Origin of the sequence: Dactylosporangium darangshiense (assembly GCF_039537565.1) — a bacterium.
GTDB lineage: Bacteria > Actinomycetota > Actinomycetes > Mycobacteriales > Micromonosporaceae > Dactylosporangium > Dactylosporangium darangshiense.
Map to the genome: position 1 here is coordinate 101644 of NZ_BAABAT010000021.1, position 15965 is coordinate 117608.

Here is a 15965-nt window from a genome sequence, read left to right on the forward strand (position 1 = left end):
GCGCGGCTGGCGGGGCGTGGGTGCGGCGGACCGTGTCGGCGCAGTAGCGGGATGCGGCGACCCTACGCGCGTGCGGCGCGGCGGGTGGCGGATGACCACGCGGTGAGCTCGCCCCGCCACTAGGGTGATCACTCGTGAACGGTGTCCAGCTGCTGCTCATCATCATCGTCGGCGGCATCGCGGTGTCGGCGTTTGCGCACCGTCGGGGCATGCAGCCGGGGTTGGTCGTGGTCGTGCTGGCGGCGGGGGCGTCGTTCATTCCTGGCGTACCGCGGCTGGAACTGCACAGCGAGCTCATCCTTGCCGTCGTTGTGCCACCGCTGCTGTACTCCGCGGCGCGCGCGGCGTCGGCCTCCGGGTTCTGGCAGAACCTGCGGCCGATACTCACGCTCGGTGTCACCCTCGTCGTGCTGACCACCGGCGTCGCCGGGCTCGTCGGGAGCTGGCTGATGCCGTGATCGGGCTGCCGGCGGCGCTGCTGCTCGGGGCGGTGCTGGCGCCGCCGGACACGATCACGACCGTTTCGCACGGTGACGAGCTCGGGCTGCCGCGGCGGGTGTCGGCGATCCTCACGGGGGAGAGCCTGGTCAACGACGCTACGGCGTTGACGCTGTTCGGGCTGGCGGCGGCCGCCGCGGGGGCCGGGGAGACGTTGTTCGACAATGCGTTCGGGCTGTTCGCGTACACCGTGGCGAGCGGGCTGGCCGTCGGCGCCGTGTTCGCCGTGATCGCGCTGTGGCTGCGGCCGCGGCTGCACAATCCGGTGCTGGAGACGTCGCTGGCGCTGCTGCTGCCGTTCACCGCGTTCCTCACGGCCGAGCAGATCCATGCCTCCGGGATCATCGCGGTCGTCACGGCCGCGGTCGCGTTCAGCCTCAACATCTCGCTCGATCCCCAGCATCAGTACCCGGGGGCCTACCGCACCCGCCTGCAGGAGGACGCCGTGTGGCCCGTCCTCGACTTCCTGCTCGAGACGTTCGTGTTCGCCTACATCGGGCTCCAGCTGCGGTTCGTCATCGCCGATCTCGGGCACGCCGCCGCCCGTCCCGGACTTGCTACGACCTTGGTCAGCGCGGCGGTACTCCTGGTCACCGTCATCCTGTTCCGCCTCGGCGCCGTATGGGCTTACTTTGCGTGGTGGGGGTGGAGCGCACGGGCGTTCGAGCGGCGGCTGGCCGACGACCCGCGGTTCCGGGCGCGGGTCGAGCGGCACCGCGCCGCCCGCGACCAACGGCGCCGGCGCCGGCTCAGGCAGGCCTCCGGCGAGTGGCGCGGGCCGCTCGGCCCGCCGACCGGGCGCGAGTCGCTCATCGTGGGCTGGACCGGCATGCGCGGCATCCTGACCCTCGCCGCCGCCGCGGCCGTCCCGCACACGCTGCGCAACGGCGAGGAGTTCCCGGGGCGCGACGCGATCCAGGCGATCGCGCTGTTCGTCACGCTCGGCACGCTGCTCATCCAGGGCACGACGATCCCCATGCTGGTACGCCGGCTCCACATCGACGTCGGCGGCGAGCGCCAGCAGGCCTCCGACCTGCTCGCACGCGGCCGCGCGATCGCGGCGATGGCCGTGGCGCACGACGGGCCGCGCACCACGGCCGACTTCGACGCACAGCGCCACGCCGTCGCGTCGGCCGTCATGACGGGGGAATTGGACGACAACACCGCCCGCGTCCTGGTCCACGAGGTCGACCTCGAGCAGGCGGCGAGGAATCCTGCTAAATCAATGAAATGTCCGAAAAATCCGGCCACGGAGTGGTTGGATTTTTCGGGTTTGTACCTTGCCCCGGCTTGAGCGGCAGTTGTTCCGAAGCCAGAAAGGGCTTCATGCAAGCGGGCCAGGGAAGGGTCACGCAACCAGGTCGGAGACCTGGCCGCCGCGCACGCAGCCGGCACGGGTGTGCAACCGGTAGCCGACACGGCACACTCGGTGCGAGTCCGGCCAGCGCTCGCCGCAAGACGGCGCCGGAGCGGAACGTCAGGGGACCAGCACGACGCGTTCACCCGGGGCCGTCGGAGCGGACCAGGCGGCGTACATGGAAGGTCTCCAATCGGTTTGTGGCACGTACTAAATTGCAAGTTAGTTTGTGCCACGTACTACGTCAAGTAGGGTGCCGGCATGACCCTGAACACCGTCGATGCGCTCGTGCAGCTGTCGTTTCGCATCCAGCGCCTGCTCGGTGACGTCGGCGCCGGGCACGACATGTCGATCGTGCAGATGCGGCTGCTCGGCATCCTGCGGGACCGCACGGTCGGCATGCTGGAGCTCGGCCAGTACCTCGGCCTGGACAAGTCCTCGATGACGGGGCTCGTCACCCGCGCCGAGAAGCGCGGCCTGGTCGCCCGCGCGCCCTCGCCGCACGACGGGCGCGCGGTGCTCGTCTCGCTCACCCCGCTCGGCCAACGGCTCACCGAGGCGGGCACCGCCGAGGTCGGCCGCCGCATCGACGCGCTCATCGCGGGCCTCACCGCCGAGGAGCGCGCCGCGATCACCGACCTGGCCGCGCGCATCGTCCACAGCTAGGCGCCGCCAACGGCCCGAAGGCGGCGCGAAACCCGGTGGACAGGCGAACAGCGCGCTGCCACGGTCTCGGGCATGGATATCCTGACCATGCACGAGATCTCCGAGGCCGGGCATCGGATCCTCAACCCGTTCACCGAAGAGAAGCTCATGCTCCTCGGTGAGATATGCCGACTACGACCCGGGCAGCGCCAGCTCGACCTGTGCTGCGGCAAGGGCGAGATGCTCTGCCGCTGGGCCGACGCGTTCGGCATCGAAGGGCGCGGCGTCGACATCAGCGAGGCGTTCCTGCCCGTCGCCCGCGCCCGCGCCGTCGAGCTCGGCGTCGCCGACCGGGTCACCTTCGACCTCGGGGAGGCGGCCGAGGCGGCGAAGGCGGAGCACATGCAGTACGACATCGTCTCCTGTATCGGCGCGACCTGGATCGGCGGTGGGCTCGCCGGCACCGCGGACCTGATGCGCCCGGCCCTCGTCGACGGCGGGCTGCTGCTCATCGGCGAGCCGTGGTGGGCCGAGGACACTCCCGACGAGGCGTACGCGGCGGTCGGCATGGAGCGCGAGGACTACACCACGCTGGAGGGCACGCTCGACCGGATCGAGGGCGCCGGGCTGGAACTGCTGGAGATGGTGGCCGCCGACGGCGACAGCTGGGACCGGTACGTCGCCTCGCAGTGGTGGGCCGTCTCCGACTGGCTGCGGGAGAACGCGGGCTCGGCCGACGCGCCCGCGATGCGTCAGTATCTGGAGACCTGCCGGCGCGGCTACGTGCGGTTCCAGCGCAGGTACATGGGGTGGGGGATCTTCGTCTGCCGGGTGACCGAACGGTAACTTGCTCGCATGCATGAAGGACCGCTGCGCGGCGTGCGCGTCGTCGAGCTCGCCGGGATCGGGCCCGGGCCGTTCGCCGCGATGCTGCTGGCCGACCTCGGCGCCGACGTCGTCCGCGTCGACCGGCCCGGCCCCGGGCTGCCGATCGGGCCGCCGCCCGGAAGCGACCTGGTCAACCGGGGCAAGCGGTCCGTCGCCGCCGACCTCAAGACCCCCGCGGGGTTGGAGACGGTGCTCGCGCTCGCCGAGCGGGCGCACGTGGTGCTGGAGGGCTTCCGGCCCGGCGTGGCCGAACGGCTCGGCGTCGGGCCGGAGCACGTGTGGGCGCGCAACCCCGCGCTCGTCTACGGGCGGATGACCGGCTGGGGGCAGGACGGGCCCCTGGCGGCCTCGGCCGGCCACGACATCACCTACCTCGCGCGGACCGGCGCCCTGCACGCCATCGGCCGCGCCGGCGGGCCGCCCCAGGTGCCCGTGAACCTGCTCGGCGACTACGGCGGCGGCGCGCTGTACCTGGTCGTCGGCGTCCTCGCCGCCCTGCGCGCCGCCGAGGCGACCGGCCGCGGCCAGGTCGTCGACGCCGCCATCGTCGACGGCGTCGCGCACCTCGGCATGATCCTGCACAGCCTGCTGGCCGCCGGGCTGTGGCGCGACCGGCGCGGCGTCAACCTGCTCGACACCGGCGCGCCGTTCTACGACGTGTACGAGACCGCCGACGGCCGGCACGTCGCCGTCGGCGCCATCGAGCCGCAGTTCTACGCCGAGCTCATGGCCCGGCTCGGCCTCGACGACCCGCCCGAGCAGTACGACGTCGCCGGGTGGCCCGCGCTGCGTGCCCGGCTCGCCGAGACCTTCCGCGGCCGCACCCGCGACGAGTGGGCGTCCGTCTTCGACGGCACGGACGCCTGCGTTGCGCCGGTGCTGTCGCTGACCGAGGCACGGTCCGACCCCCACCTCGCCGCCCGCGCCACGTTTCTGGAAATCCAAGGTGTACCGCAACCCGCCCCGGCTCCGCGCTTCTCGCACACGCCGGCGGCGCCCGGCGGGGCGCCCCCGCTGCCCGGACAGCACACCGCCGAGGTGCTGCGGGACTGGGGCGTCAGCTGACGGCGGCCGGCCGCTGCGCGGTGGCGTAGGAGGCGAGGGCGAACCAGGCCGGCAGCGAGCGGCGCAGGTGCTCCGGCCCGAGGATGCGCAGTGCACCGTCGCGCAGCCCGCCCTGCCACGACACGTCGCCGCGCCAGATCTCCACCATGCGCCGCAGCGTGCCGTGGACCGTCACCGTCACCGGGAACCCCGGGTCGTCGTCGCACACGTCGGCCGCGCGGGCGGCGATCACCAGCCACCAGTACCGCGTCGGCCCCGCGACGTCGGTGAACTCGAAGTGCACCACCGAGCGCCCGTCCGGGACCGCGTCGTGGTCGACGCGGCGGTGCATGTCCCACAGCAGCAGCTTCGGGTCCAGGTCCGGGTCGCCGAGCTCGCCGATCCAGCGCGCACCCCACACCCCGATCGCCTCCAGGATCGGCCCGAGTTCCCGCCCGGCGTCGGTCAGCATGTACAGCCCGCCGTCGAGCCGGACGAGCCCGGCCACGCTGAGCTGGTGCAGCCGCTTCGACAGCAGGGCCGGCGACATGCGCGGCAGCCCCCGCCGCAGGTCGTTGAAGCGCCGGCTGTCCATGAGCAGCTCCCGCAGCACGAGCATCGTCCACCGCTCGTCGAGCAGCTCCATCGCCTTGGCCACGGGACAGAACTGGTAGTAGGCGCTCATGGCCGCAGCGTAGGCCGCCGAGCAGCGCCTTCTGCTGCCGAGTTGTGTTTCCGACTCGCCGTCCCGCGGTACAGATCGTGTACTGGAAGGCCTCCTCGCGGCGAACCTAGCGTCGAAGTATGACCACACCACTGAAGGAAAAGCACCGCGCCGTCTGGGCGTCCGGGGACTACGCGGCCGTGGCCGCCGACATCATCCCCGAGCTCGGGGCGCTACTCGTCGAGGCCGCCGGGGTGCAGGCCGGGCAGGAGGTCCTCGACGTCGCGGCCGGCACCGGCAACGCCGCCATCCCGGCCACGCTCGCCGGCGCGCGAGTGACCGCCAGCGACCTCACGCCCAGCCTGCTGGAGATCGGGTCGAAGCTCGCCGCGGAGCGCGGCGCCGAGCTCGACTGGGTCGAGGCCGACGCCGAGGACCTGCCGTTCGACACCGGGCGGTTCGACACCGTGCTGTCGTGCGTCGGGGTGATGTTCGCGCCGTTCCACCAGACCGCCGCCGACGAGCTCGTGCGGGTCTGCCGGCCCGGCGGGACCATCGCGCTGCTGAGCTGGACGCCGGCCGGGTTCATCGGGCACCTGTTCGGGACCATGAAGCCCTACGCCGCACCGCCGCCGCCCGGTGCGCAGCCGCCGCCGCTGTGGGGCGACGAGGCCCACGTGCGCGCGCTGCTCGGCGACCGGGTCACCGCCGTCGAGGCGCGCACCGCGACCGTCCGGGTCGAGGCGTTCGCGGCGGCGTCGGCGTTCCGGGAGTACTTCAAGCACAACTACGGCCCCACCCTCGCCGTCTACCGCTCCCTCGCCGACGACCGCGACCGCACCGCCGCGCTGGACCTGGCCCTCGACGAGCTGGCCGCGCGGTTCCGGGCGCCGGACGGTTCCATGGAGTGGGAGTATCTGCTGCTCACCGCCAGGCGGTCTGGTGCGCCGACCGGAGCCTAGTTACTCTTCAGTAGGTGAGCACTGAGGCTTTCGTTTTCGACGCCATCCGCACACCCCGCGGCCGGGGCAAGAAGAACGGCTCGCTGCATGGCGTGAAACCCATCTCGCTGGTCGTCGGGCTGATCGACGAGATCCGCCGGCGCAACCCCGGACTCGATCCCGAGCGGATCGACGACGTGGTGCTCGGCGTCGTCTCGCCGATCGGCGACCAGGGTTCCGACATCGCGCGCATCGCCGCCATCGCCGCCGGGCTGGGGGAGACCGCTGCCGGGTTACAACTGAACCGGTTCTGCGCTTCCGGCCTGGAGGCGGTGAACATCGCCGCGCAGAAGGTCCGGGCCGGCTGGGAGGACGTCGTCCTCGCCGGCGGCGTCGAGTCCATGTCCCGCGTGGCGATGGGCTCCGACGGCGGCGCCTGGGCGATGGACCCCGAGACCAACCTGGCGACCAGCTTCGTGCCGCAGGGCATCGGCGCCGACCTCATCGCGACCATGGACGGCTACAGCCGCGAGGAAGTCGACGCGTACGCGCTGGAGTCGCAGACGAGGGCCGCGAAGGCGTGGGCGGGCGGACACTTCGCCCGCTCCGTCGTGCCCGTCCGCGACCGCAACGGCCTCGTCGTGCTCGACCGCGACGAGCACATCCGCGCCTCCACGATGGAGGGCCTCGGCGCGCTGCCCGCCTCGTTCGCCACCATCGGCGAGCTGGGCGGCTTCGACGCGGTGGCCCTGCAGCGGTTCCACTGGGTCGAACGCATCGACCATGTGCACACGGCCGGCAACAGCTCCGGCATCGTCGACGGCGCGTCGCTCGTTCTCGTCGGCAGCGAGGCCGCCGGCAACGCCTTCGGGCTGGCACCGCGCGCCCGCATCGTCTCGGCCGCCGTCAGCGGCGCCGACCCGCTCATCATGCTCACCGGACCGGCCCCGGCCAGCCGCAAGGCCCTCGCCAAGGCCGGCCTCACCGTCGACGACATCGCGCTGGTCGAGATGAACGAGGCCTTCGCCGCCGTCGTGCTGCACTTCGCCAAGGACATGGGCTTCGACCTGGAGCAGGTCAACGTCAACGGCGGCGCCATCGCCATGGGCCACCCGCTCGGCGCGACCGGCGGCATGCTGCTCGGCACGCTCGTCGACGAGCTGGAGCGCCGCGGCGAGCGGTACGGGCTGGCCACCATGTGCGTGGGCGGCGGCATGGGCATCGCGACGATCGTCGAGCGACTGTGAACGGGGAGAGCTTCGTGGACATCATCCGCTACGAGCGCGGCGAGGACGGCGTCGTCCTGCTGACCATGGACGACCCCGCCCGCTCCGCCAACACCATGAACGCCGCGTTCACCGAGGCCCTCGCGGCCACGGTCGACCGGCTGTACGCCGAGAAGCACGACATCACCGGCGTCGTGCTCACCTCCGCCAAGAAGACGTTCTTCGCCGGCGGCGACCTGGACCTGCTCGGCAGCATCGGCCCCGACCAGGCCGCGGCGGTGATGCAGTCCACGACACACCTCAAGGGCCTGCTGCGCCGCCTGGAGACCCTCGGCCGGCCGGTCGTCGCCGCCCTCAACGGCTCCGCGCTCGGCGGCGGCCTGGAGCTCGCCCTCGCCTGCCACCACCGCATCGTCGCCGACGACGCCCGCATCGAGATCGGCTTCCCCGAGGTCACCCTCGGCCTGCTGCCCGGCGCCGGCGGCGTCGTGCGCACCGTGCGCCTGCTGGGCATCACCGAGGCGCTCATGCAGGTGCTGCTCAGGGGCCAGCGCCACCGCCCCACCAAGGCGCTGCAGGTCGGCCTGGTCCACTCGATCGTGCCGGCCGAGGAGCTGCTGGCGCGCGCCAGGGACTGGATCGCCGCCAACCCGAATGCCGTGCAGCCGTGGGACGTCGCCGGTTACAAGATTCCCGGCGGTACCCCGAGCAACCCGTCCTTCGCCGCCAACCTGCCCGCGTTCCCGGCAACCCTGCGCAAGGAGCTCAAGGGCGCGCCGTACCCGGCACCGCGCAACATCCTGTGCGCCGCCGTCGAGGGCGCCCAGGTCGACCTCGACACCGCGCTCACGATCGAGGGCCGGTACTTCGTCGAGCTCGCCACCGGCCAGATCGCCAAGAACATGATCAAGGCGTTCTTCTTCGACCTGCAGGCCGCCAACGCCCGCGGCTCGGCCGACGCCCACTTCACGAAGGTCGCCGTCCTCGGCGCCGGCATGATGGGCGCCGCGATCGCGTACGTCTGCGCGAAGGCCGGCCTGCAGGTGGTCCTCAAGGACGTCACCCTGGAGTCCGCCCAGCGCGGCAAGGCCTACGCCGAGACCCGCAAGCGCGTCGACCAGGCCCTGCTGGACCGGATCACCCCGACGTCCGAGGTCGCCGACCTGGCCGGCGCCGACCTCGTCATCGAGGCCGTCTTCGAGGACCCCGGCCTGAAGCACAAGGTGTTCGCCGAGATCGAGGGCGTCGTCGCGCCGGATGCGCTGCTGTGCTCCAACACCTCGACCCTGCCGATCTCCCTGCTCGCCGAGGGCGTCCAGCGCCGCGCCGACTTCGTCGGCCTGCACTTCTTCTCGCCCGTGGACAAGATGCCGCTGGTCGAGGTGATCCGCGGCGCCGAGACGTCCGACGCGACCTTGGATCGGGCCTTGGCCGTGGTACGCCTGCTGCGCAAGACCCCGATCGTGGTCAACGACAGCCGAGGCTTCTTCACCAGCCGCGTCATCGGCACGTTCACCATGGAGGGCCTGCGCATGCTCGCCGAGGGCGTGCCCGCCCCGTCGATCGAGCAGGCGAGCCTGCAGGCCGGGTACCCGGCCCCGGTCCTGCAGCTCATGGACGAGCTCACCCTCACGCTGCCGCAGAAGATCCGCAACGCCACCGCGGCCGCCATCGCCGCCGCGGGCGGCACCTGGACCCCGAGCCCCGCCGACGACCTCATCGACCGCATGGTCGACGAGTTCTCCCGCCCCGGCCGCTCCGGCGGCGCCGGCTTCTACGACTACACCGACGGCAAGCGCACCGCTCTGTGGCCCGGCCTGCGCGAGCACTTCGAGCGCCCCGCCGCGGCCGTGCCGTTCGCCGACATGCAGGAACGGATGCTCTTCGCCGAGGCCTTGGAGTCGGTGAAGTGCCTGGACGAGGGCGTGCTGACCTCCGTCGCGGACGCCAACGTCGGCTCGATCCTGGGCATCGGCTTCCCCGGCTGGACCGGCGGCGTCCTGCAGTACATCAACCAGTACGAGGGCGGCCTGCCCGGCTTCATCGCCCGCGCCTCGCAGCTGGCGTCGCGCTACGGCGACCGCTTCACCCCGCCCGCGCTGCTCGTCGCGAAGGCCGCGGCCGGCGAGACGTTCGTCTAGGCCCGGCGCCTGCGCGGCCCGGTTTGTCCCTCCTCGCCTGCACGGCCTCACCTGCACGGCCTCACCTGCACGGCCCGCCTCGGCTCCTGGCACGGGGCGGGCCGTTCTTGCAACTCTTTCTGCGGACGGCTCGCGTCTTTCTGCGGATGGCGCCGCCCAGCCCGGGTCGGTCCGCTCGCGCGAGCGAGTCGTTCTGGCAGGCTCTCCCACCGACGGCCCGCGCCCGGCCGGCGTTTGGTCGGCTCGTTTTGCGGGATAGGCGTTATCGGTCGGCAAGGCTCCGGACGGCGGCGGCCAGCGCCGACGAATCGATCGGATCCCCGGTGACGACCGACTGCAGCATCGCCCCGTCGAGGAGCGCACTGATCGCCCGCGCCGGGGCCTCCCCAACGGCGGGCAGGAGCAGCTCATGCACCCCATCCAGCCACGCCCGCGCGAGCGGCCGGAGCGCCGGACTCCGCGCGGCGGCCAGGTACAGCTCGTACTCCAGCAGCGCCTTCGGCTGATCCGCCACGTACTCGGCCACCATCAGGCTCAACCGCTCAGCCAGATCGCCCGCCCCCAGATCGCCCGCCCCCGGCTCGAGCGCCTCCCGCCACTGCTCGAGCTCGCACGCGACGGACTCACTGACCAACGCAAGCCCGGCGGCAATCAGGTCACCGAGCGTCGGGAAGTAGTAGGTGGTGGCCCCGAGCGGCACCCCGGCGCGGCTTGCGACCATCCGGTGCGTGGTCCGCCCGACCCCCACCTCGGCAACCACTTCGACAACGGCCTGCGCGAGCGCCCGTTTCCGCCCTTCAGGATCCCGCCGCGCGCTCATCCCACCGCCTGCTCTGTCACTCGCCGCTCACCTGCACTCGTCCGTTGCTACCGGCCGTCGGTGCGCTGTCCTGTCCGCCGTCACCGTCACCGTCACCGTCACCGTCACCGTCGGGTGCGCCGTTCGCCGTCGCGTCAATGCGCCCCGCCGAGGTTGAGCACGACAACCCCGGCGATCACCAGCCCGACGCCGGTGACCTTGAGGAGGCTGAGCGGCTCGCCGAGAAACACGGCCCCGATGGCGACGATGGCGGCGGTCCCGAGCCCCGACCACATCGCGTACGCCACCCCGACCGGCACCTCCTTCACCGACTGCGCCATGAAGACGAACGCCAGCGCGTAGGCAACCAGCACCCCGGTGGTAGGCCAGAGCTTGCTGAACCCGTCGGTCGCCTTGAGCAGACTCGTCCCGATCACCTCGACCGCGATCGCCAGCCCCAGAAACACATACGCCACGGCGGCGGCCCTCCCCGATTGCCGAACTTGTACGATCGTACAAGTTCGGGACCGCTCGCGGCCACACGCCGGAACGGCGCCGAGGATGATCATCGCCGCGGGATTAGCGATTACCGGATTGCCGCTAATCGCTAATCCAACAATCCGGTAATCGCGGCAGCCCCTTGCTCGAGCGCCGCCGGCATCCGGACCTCGCGCCCGCCTACCTGGGCTTTACCGGTCGCGTGTTGCGCAACCGTTCCGTCACGTTCGGGTGCGGCCGCACGGCGTCCGACCGCACCCGTTGTCGCAGATTCGCTCCGCGTTCGACCCGTTACGCCTTGCCGTTGCCGCGCTTTGGTGAACGACCCGACGAGCCCCGCGGCCGGCCGCGCGACTTCGACCCCGACGAGGAGGCAGCGGCAGAAGGCTGCGGCGAGTCGACCGTATCCTGCTGCGCAATGCTGGCCTGCGTGGGGCCGTCCTGCTCCAGGTCGGCCTGCGCGGTGCCGGGCAGCGCGGGGGCCTGCGCGGGACGGGGCTGTGTGGGGGCCGGCTGGGCGCCCGGGGTCGCTACCGGCATGGTGGCCGACGACGAGTCGGTGGCGATCGACCCGTATGGCGACCCGGATTCACGTCCCACCGGCGCGTCGGCGCTGGTCTCCGACGAGCCCAGCGTCGCCGATCCGGCTTCCTGGATAGGCGGCACGGCCAATCCGCGTGCTTGCCCCGCCGCCGAACCCGCTCCTGACTGCGCCGCCGACCCCGCCGAACCGGCTCCTCGCTGCGCTGCCGACCCGGCTGGATCCGCGTCGTGCTGCGCTGCCGACGCGGCTGGATCCGCGTCGTGCTGCGCTGCCGACGCGGCTGGATCCGCGTCGTGCTGAGCCGCTGGCGCGGCCGCGAGCAGGGCGCGCCGCCGGCGGCGGGAGCGGATGACCGCCACCACCCCGATCACGATCATCAGCACGCCCAGCAGGCCGATGCCGATGACGATCCGGGTGATGTCGTACAGCGACAGGCTCTGCAGGAACGAACGCTCCTTCGCCTGCTGCGGCTGGGCCGGCGCCGGGCTCGCCGAGGGTGGCGCGGCGGGCACGAACCGGCGGTACCGCAGAATCGAGGTGGTCTTCGGCTGGTCCGACACGGTCAGGAACTCCGTGCCGTCCTGTGAGTAGGCGATCGACTCGCCCTGCGGCTCGCTCGGCAGCGGCGTGATCCGCGGCGTGCCCGTCGTGATCGCGGCGACGACGTCGCCGTCGGTGACGTCGAACTCGTACGCGTCCGACATCGTGCGCACGACCGCGCGCTTGCCGTCGGGGCTCATCGCGGCGCCGGTCACGACGGCGGTGCCGACGATGCCGTACGGGTTCGCGGTGCCGGTCGTCTGCGGCCTGAACGACCCGGCGCGGGTCAGCGCCGCCGGATTGGCGTTGTTGGCCGGCAGGGGTTCCTTCAGCGTGAACACCTCGCCGACCGGGTCCTTCGTGATGATGACCGGCCGGCCCTCACCGTCGAAGAGCAGGGCTTCGGCGTCGCGGGCGCGCCCGTCCGGGTACGCCAGGCGATGGATCACCGGCGAGTTGGACCCGGGCGCGAGGCTCCACAGCGCGATCGACGAGCGGCGGTTGCCGGACCCGCCCGTCAGCGTGGTGTTGTCCCCGACGTCGGCGACCCACAGCGTGCCGTCCTTCGACACCGCCAGGTCCTCCGGGTCGAAGGCGCTGCTCGGGTACCCCACGCTGCGCGTCTGCCGGCACTGCTGGTCGAGGAAGAAGATCTTCTCGCGGGATCGCTCGGTGTTACTGTCGTTGATCACCACGTAGCCGTTCGCGGTGACGACCAGTCCCGACACCTCGGTCACCTGAGGGTCACTGATCGAGCACATCGCGACGCCGGCGACCGACGGCCCGAGGTTCGGGTTCGCACTCCCGGACGCGCTGGGCGTCGGGCTCGGCGCCTTCGCCACCGCCGGCGACCCGAACGCCACTACCGCCGGTAGCACCACCAACAACACGGACGCCCCGAACGCGCCCCCGACCCGCTGCAGCATGCGCGACAGTCTCGCAGACGCCGCTGAGAATTCTGCCGGTGCCCGTCCCTCCCCTTGATCGCAACGCCGCGTCACCCCTCGATGCCTGCTGCTACGTCGGCGTCTATCAGAAGGCCGAGCGCCCGCACCGGCCGGCTGTGCACGCCGCGTGGCCGACCTAATCCGTTTCCAAGGCGAAAACACGGCGGAGCGCCCGCACCGGCCGACATCGCACGTCGTGTAGTCGGCCCAAACTGTTCGCCGCGCTCGCGCACCATTGGCCGCCCGCTCGTTGCCGAGGGGGCGGCCGTTCGGTGTGCGCAGAGACGATCAGGTTCGTGCGTGCGGCTCGTTACTGGCCATGACCGCAGCGTTGCGCTGGACGTGCGCCGCCGAGTCGGGCTCGATGCGTGTCTCAGGGTTCGGCTGCGGTGACTCTGCGGCGTCGAAGGCAGGAGTTGCGGAGGGAGCGTCGGCGCCGGGCACCTCCGACGGCGTCGCCGCCGGTGCCGGAACAGGGCTCGGCGCGTCGGCGTGGGGCGTTGTTGAGGGAGCGTCGGGCGGTACCGCTGCGGAGGCGGAACGCAGGACGAACGCGGCGCCGGCGATCGACAGGGCCAGCAGGAGCGCGCCGATCGTGAAGGCCAGGCGGTATCCGTCGGTGAGGGCGGACGCCTCGGCGGCGCCGGCGTGCAACCGTGTCGTGGTGCGGGCGGCCGCCACCGTGGAGAGCGCGGCGACGCCGATCGCCATGCCGAGCTGCTGGGTCGTGTTGAACAGGCCCGATGCCAGGCCGGCGTCGTCGGGGCGGGCGCCCGACATGCCCAGGCCGGTGATTGCGGGCAGGACCAGGCCGCCGCCGGCGATGAGCAGCATGACGGGGAGCAGGTCGGTGGCGTAGTGCGCGGCGACCGGCAGGCGGGTCAGCCAGCCGAGCGCGGCGGTGAGCAGGACGAGGCCGGCGATGAGTACGGTGCGCTCGCCGAAGCGGTGGATCAGGCGGGCGGACACGCCGAGCGACACCGCGGCGATCGCGAGCGCGGCGGGCAGCATGGCGAGGCCGGTCTGCAGTGCGGTGTAGTGGAGCACTCGCTGCATGTACAGCGCGATGAGGATCTGGAACGAGAACATCGCGCCGATCATGAGGATCTGCAGAGCGTTCGCGCCGGTGACCTGGCGTGAGCGGAAGATGCGCAGTGGCATGAGCGGGGTCTTGGCGGTGGCCTGGCGCAGGACGAATCCGGCCAGGAGTGCCACGGCGATACCGGCTGTGATGAGGCGGTTGCCGCTGGTCTGCACCACGGCGTAGATGCCGGCCATGAGTCCGGCGGTCACGAGGAGTGCACCGAGCGCATCGGCTCCGGCGCGCAGGCCCAGGCCGCGGTCGGTGGGCAGGTACGGCACGGCGAGCGCGAGCGTGGCCACGCCGATCGGGACGTTGATCAGGAAGATCCAGTGCCAGCTCAGCGCGTCGGTGAGGACGCCGCCGAGGACCTGGCCGAGGGAGGCGCCGGCCGCGCCGGTGAAGGAGAAGACGCCGATCGCCCGTGCGCGTTCGCGCTGGTCGGGGAAGAGCGTGACGAGAATGCCGAGGCTGACCGCGCTGGCCATCGCGCTGCCGGCGCCCTGCAGGAAGCGCGCCGCGATCAGGGTCGCGGGGCTGGTCGAGAGGCCGGCGAGGATGGACGCGCCGACGAACACCGCGGTGCCGGCGAGCAGCATGCGCTTGCGGCCGAGGAGGTCGCCGAGCCGTCCGGCGAGCAGCAGCAGGCTGCCGAACGCGATGAGATAGGCGTTGATGACCCAGGTCAAGCCCTCCGGCGTGAAACCGAGGTCACGCTGCATCACGGGCATCGCGACGGTGACGATGCTGCCGTCGAGAATGACCATGAGCATGCCGGTCGCGAGCACTGCCAGGGCAAGCCATCGGTTCTGCTTCATAGATGTGACCGTAGCAGAACGTCTGCTACGGAACTATCTCTTATGAGAGGGAATCCTGTGACGTTTCCCGAGCCGACCGTGCCCGCCGCCGACCGGGCGGAGGTCTTCCTGCGCTACCTGGACTTCTATCGCGAAACGGTCATCGCGAAGGTCGCGTCCATGCCGGCCGAAGCGCGCGGATCGAGCGCGTTGCCGTCGGGCTGGACGCCGCTGGAGCTGCTCAAACATCTGCGGTACGTCGAGCTGCGCTGGCTCGTCTGGGGTTTCGGCGGCCAGGACGTCCCCGACCCGTGGGCCGACCGCCGCGACGACCGCTGGTACGTGGCACCCGGCGAGGACGTCGCCACCCTGAGCGACGATCTACGCCGCCAGGGCGAGATCACGCGCGAGGTCGTGACGGGTAACCCCCTCGACGCGTTCGGTGTGCCCGGCCCGCGGTGGGAGGGTGCGGACCCGCCATCGCTCGAGCGGATCCTGTTTCACCTGGTGCAGGAGTACGCCAGGCACGCCGGCCACATCGACATCGTGGTCGAGCTGGCGGGTGGCACCCAGGGCGAGTAGCCGCGAGGGAGGCCGGTACGGGTTCAAGGCCAGGCTGACGGCCGGGGGTGCTGGGTGGGACCTTGCGGTCGCGCTCGCCGCGCGGCCAGGTGGGACCTCGCGGTCGCGCTCGCCGCGCGGCCACCTCGACATTTCTGGATCAGGTGCTGACTACTGGCGGGCGCGGCGGACGCCCTGGGCCTCGACGGGATTGGCCAGGTGGCCCTGGGTCAGCCTGGTCAGCGCGCGCACGAGCACGGCGCGCTCGTCGTCGGGCAGCGAGTCGAGCGCGGCCGCGTGCACCGAGTCGGCGATCTCCTGACTGCGCGCGGCCATCTCGGCACCCTCGGGAGTGACGGCGATGATCCGGCAGCGGCGGTCGGTGCTCGACGGGCGTCGCTGCGCGTAGCCGGCCTTCTCCAGCGCGTCGACGGTGACGACCATCGTGGTCTTGTCCATGCCGCCGATCTCCGCGAGTTGGATCTGCGTGCGCTCCTCGCCCAGTGCGTGCACGAGCACGCAGTGCATTCGCGGGGTCAGCCCGATCTCGGCGAGCGCCGCCGTCATCTGGGTGCGCAGCACGTGACTGGTGTGGTCCAGCAGGAACGACAGGTCAGGCGTGAGCGTTGCGGCCATGTCACCCAGCATAGATACCCACGGTTGGTACCTGCTCCGCTCGACGTCCGGCCGGTCCTCCGCAGCGCAGGGTACGCAGCTCATCACTGTCGGATACCACGAGCCGAACAAGAGCGATGCAAAGCAAGCCGAGAAGCAGACCGGAACGCGGGCCGAAA

The 15965-nt window shown here is 71.8% G+C and carries 15 protein-coding genes; 9 read left to right on the plus strand and 6 right to left on the minus strand.

From position 1 onward, the window contains the following. Positions 1–134: 134 nt before the first annotated feature. The 5 genes from ABD901_RS32440 to ABD901_RS32460 all read left to right on the plus strand — a co-directional run bounded on the left by ABD901_RS32440 (position 135) and on the right by ABD901_RS32460 (position 4453). A complete protein-coding gene (locus tag ABD901_RS32440) occupies positions 135–458 on the plus strand; it encodes a cation:proton antiporter (protein ID WP_345132553.1) in 324 nt (107 codons plus the stop codon). Next, the gene (locus tag ABD901_RS32445) at positions 455–1792 is read left to right on the plus strand and encodes a cation:proton antiporter (protein ID WP_345132555.1); all 1338 of its coding nucleotides are present in this window, start codon (positions 455–457) and stop codon (positions 1790–1792) included. The genes ABD901_RS32440 and ABD901_RS32445 overlap by 4 nt, the downstream gene beginning before the upstream one ends. A gap of 324 nt (positions 1793–2116) precedes the next feature. Beyond that, on the plus strand, positions 2117–2521 hold the full coding sequence (locus tag ABD901_RS32450) for a MarR family winged helix-turn-helix transcriptional regulator (protein ID WP_345132557.1): 405 nt from the start codon (positions 2117–2119) through the stop codon (positions 2519–2521). Between the two features lie 72 nt (positions 2522–2593). After that, positions 2594–3346, plus strand: coding sequence for an SAM-dependent methyltransferase (locus ABD901_RS32455; RefSeq protein ID WP_345132560.1), 753 nt, complete (start codon positions 2594–2596; stop codon positions 3344–3346). A gap of 9 nt (positions 3347–3355) precedes the next feature. Beyond that, positions 3356–4453: a CaiB/BaiF CoA transferase family protein gene (locus ABD901_RS32460; protein ID WP_345132562.1), complete on the plus strand. Its 1098-nt coding sequence runs from the start codon at positions 3356–3358 to the stop codon at positions 4451–4453. On the opposite strand, the gene ABD901_RS32465 is transcribed toward ABD901_RS32460, so the two are convergent. Further along, positions 4446–5117: a winged helix-turn-helix transcriptional regulator gene (locus ABD901_RS32465; protein ID WP_345132564.1), complete on the minus strand. Its 672-nt coding sequence runs from the start codon at positions 5115–5117 to the stop codon at positions 4446–4448. The two genes, ABD901_RS32460 and ABD901_RS32465, sit on opposite strands and share 8 nt — an antisense overlap. A 119-nt stretch (positions 5118–5236) precedes the next feature. On the opposite strand from ABD901_RS32465, the gene ABD901_RS32470 reads away from it, so the two are divergent. Genes ABD901_RS32470 through ABD901_RS32480 form a run of 3 tightly spaced genes read left to right on the plus strand, consistent with a single transcriptional unit; the run spans position 5237 to position 9404 of the window. Next, positions 5237–6058, plus strand: a complete 822-nt coding sequence (locus ABD901_RS32470) for a class I SAM-dependent methyltransferase (RefSeq protein ID WP_345132567.1) — start codon at positions 5237–5239, stop codon at positions 6056–6058. 14 nt (positions 6059–6072) lie between these two features. Then, the gene (locus tag ABD901_RS32475; protein ID WP_345132569.1) at positions 6073–7284 is read left to right on the plus strand and encodes an acetyl-CoA C-acetyltransferase; all 1212 of its coding nucleotides are present in this window, start codon (positions 6073–6075) and stop codon (positions 7282–7284) included. A 20-nt stretch (positions 7285–7304) separates the two neighbouring features. Then, on the plus strand, positions 7305–9404 hold the full coding sequence (locus ABD901_RS32480; RefSeq protein ID WP_380139483.1) for a 3-hydroxyacyl-CoA dehydrogenase NAD-binding domain-containing protein: 2100 nt from the start codon (positions 7305–7307) through the stop codon (positions 9402–9404). Between the two features lie 262 nt (positions 9405–9666). On the opposite strand, the gene ABD901_RS32485 is transcribed toward ABD901_RS32480, so the two are convergent. The 4 genes from ABD901_RS32485 to ABD901_RS32500 form a co-directional block, all read right to left on the minus strand. Further along, complete coding sequence (locus ABD901_RS32485; RefSeq protein WP_345132572.1) at positions 9667–10224, minus strand: TetR/AcrR family transcriptional regulator; 558 nt, start codon at positions 10222–10224, stop codon at positions 9667–9669. 134 nt (positions 10225–10358) lie between these two features. Next, positions 10359–10679, minus strand: a complete 321-nt coding sequence (locus ABD901_RS32490; RefSeq protein WP_345132574.1) for a DMT family transporter — start codon at positions 10677–10679, stop codon at positions 10359–10361. 313 nt (positions 10680–10992) lie between these two features. Further along, a complete protein-coding gene (locus ABD901_RS32495) occupies positions 10993–12711 on the minus strand; it encodes a hypothetical protein (protein WP_345132576.1) in 1719 nt (572 codons plus the stop codon). A 309-nt stretch (positions 12712–13020) separates the two neighbouring features. Continuing rightward, a complete protein-coding gene (locus ABD901_RS32500; RefSeq protein WP_345132579.1) occupies positions 13021–14631 on the minus strand; it encodes an MFS transporter in 1611 nt (536 codons plus the stop codon). A 57-nt stretch (positions 14632–14688) separates the two neighbouring features. Here ABD901_RS32500 and ABD901_RS32505 point away from each other — a divergent pair, with 57 nt between their 5' ends. Next, complete coding sequence (locus tag ABD901_RS32505; protein WP_345132580.1) at positions 14689–15192, plus strand: DinB family protein; 504 nt, start codon at positions 14689–14691, stop codon at positions 15190–15192. Between the two features lie 150 nt (positions 15193–15342). On the opposite strand, the gene ABD901_RS32510 is transcribed toward ABD901_RS32505, so the two are convergent. Further along, complete coding sequence (locus ABD901_RS32510; RefSeq protein ID WP_345132582.1) at positions 15343–15807, minus strand: MarR family winged helix-turn-helix transcriptional regulator; 465 nt, start codon at positions 15805–15807, stop codon at positions 15343–15345. Positions 15808–15965: the final 158 nt, after the last annotated feature.

Excerpts from the sequence above, each read along its gene's own strand:
- ABD901_RS32450 (WP_345132557.1), top strand. The coding sequence starts at position 2,117 with ATGACCCTGAACACCGTCGATGCGCTCGTGCAGCTGTCGTTTCGCATC.
- ABD901_RS32455 (WP_345132560.1), top strand. The coding sequence starts at position 2,594 with ATGGATATCCTGACCATGCACGAGATCTCCGAGGCCGGGCATCGGATC.
- ABD901_RS32460 (WP_345132562.1), top strand. The coding sequence starts at position 3,356 with ATGCATGAAGGACCGCTGCGCGGCGTGCGCGTCGTCGAGCTCGCCGGG.
- ABD901_RS32465 (WP_345132564.1), bottom strand. The coding sequence starts at position 5,117 with ATGAGCGCCTACTACCAGTTCTGTCCCGTGGCCAAGGCGATGGAGCTG.
- ABD901_RS32470 (WP_345132567.1), top strand. The coding sequence starts at position 5,237 with ATGACCACACCACTGAAGGAAAAGCACCGCGCCGTCTGGGCGTCCGGG.
- ABD901_RS32485 (WP_345132572.1), bottom strand. The coding sequence starts at position 10,224 with ATGAGCGCGCGGCGGGATCCTGAAGGGCGGAAACGGGCGCTCGCGCAG.
- ABD901_RS32495 (WP_345132576.1), bottom strand. The coding sequence starts at position 12,711 with ATGCTGCAGCGGGTCGGGGGCGCGTTCGGGGCGTCCGTGTTGTTGGTG.
- ABD901_RS32500 (WP_345132579.1), bottom strand. The coding sequence starts at position 14,631 with ATGAAGCAGAACCGATGGCTTGCCCTGGCAGTGCTCGCGACCGGCATG.
- ABD901_RS32510 (WP_345132582.1), bottom strand. The coding sequence starts at position 15,807 with ATGGCCGCAACGCTCACGCCTGACCTGTCGTTCCTGCTGGACCACACC.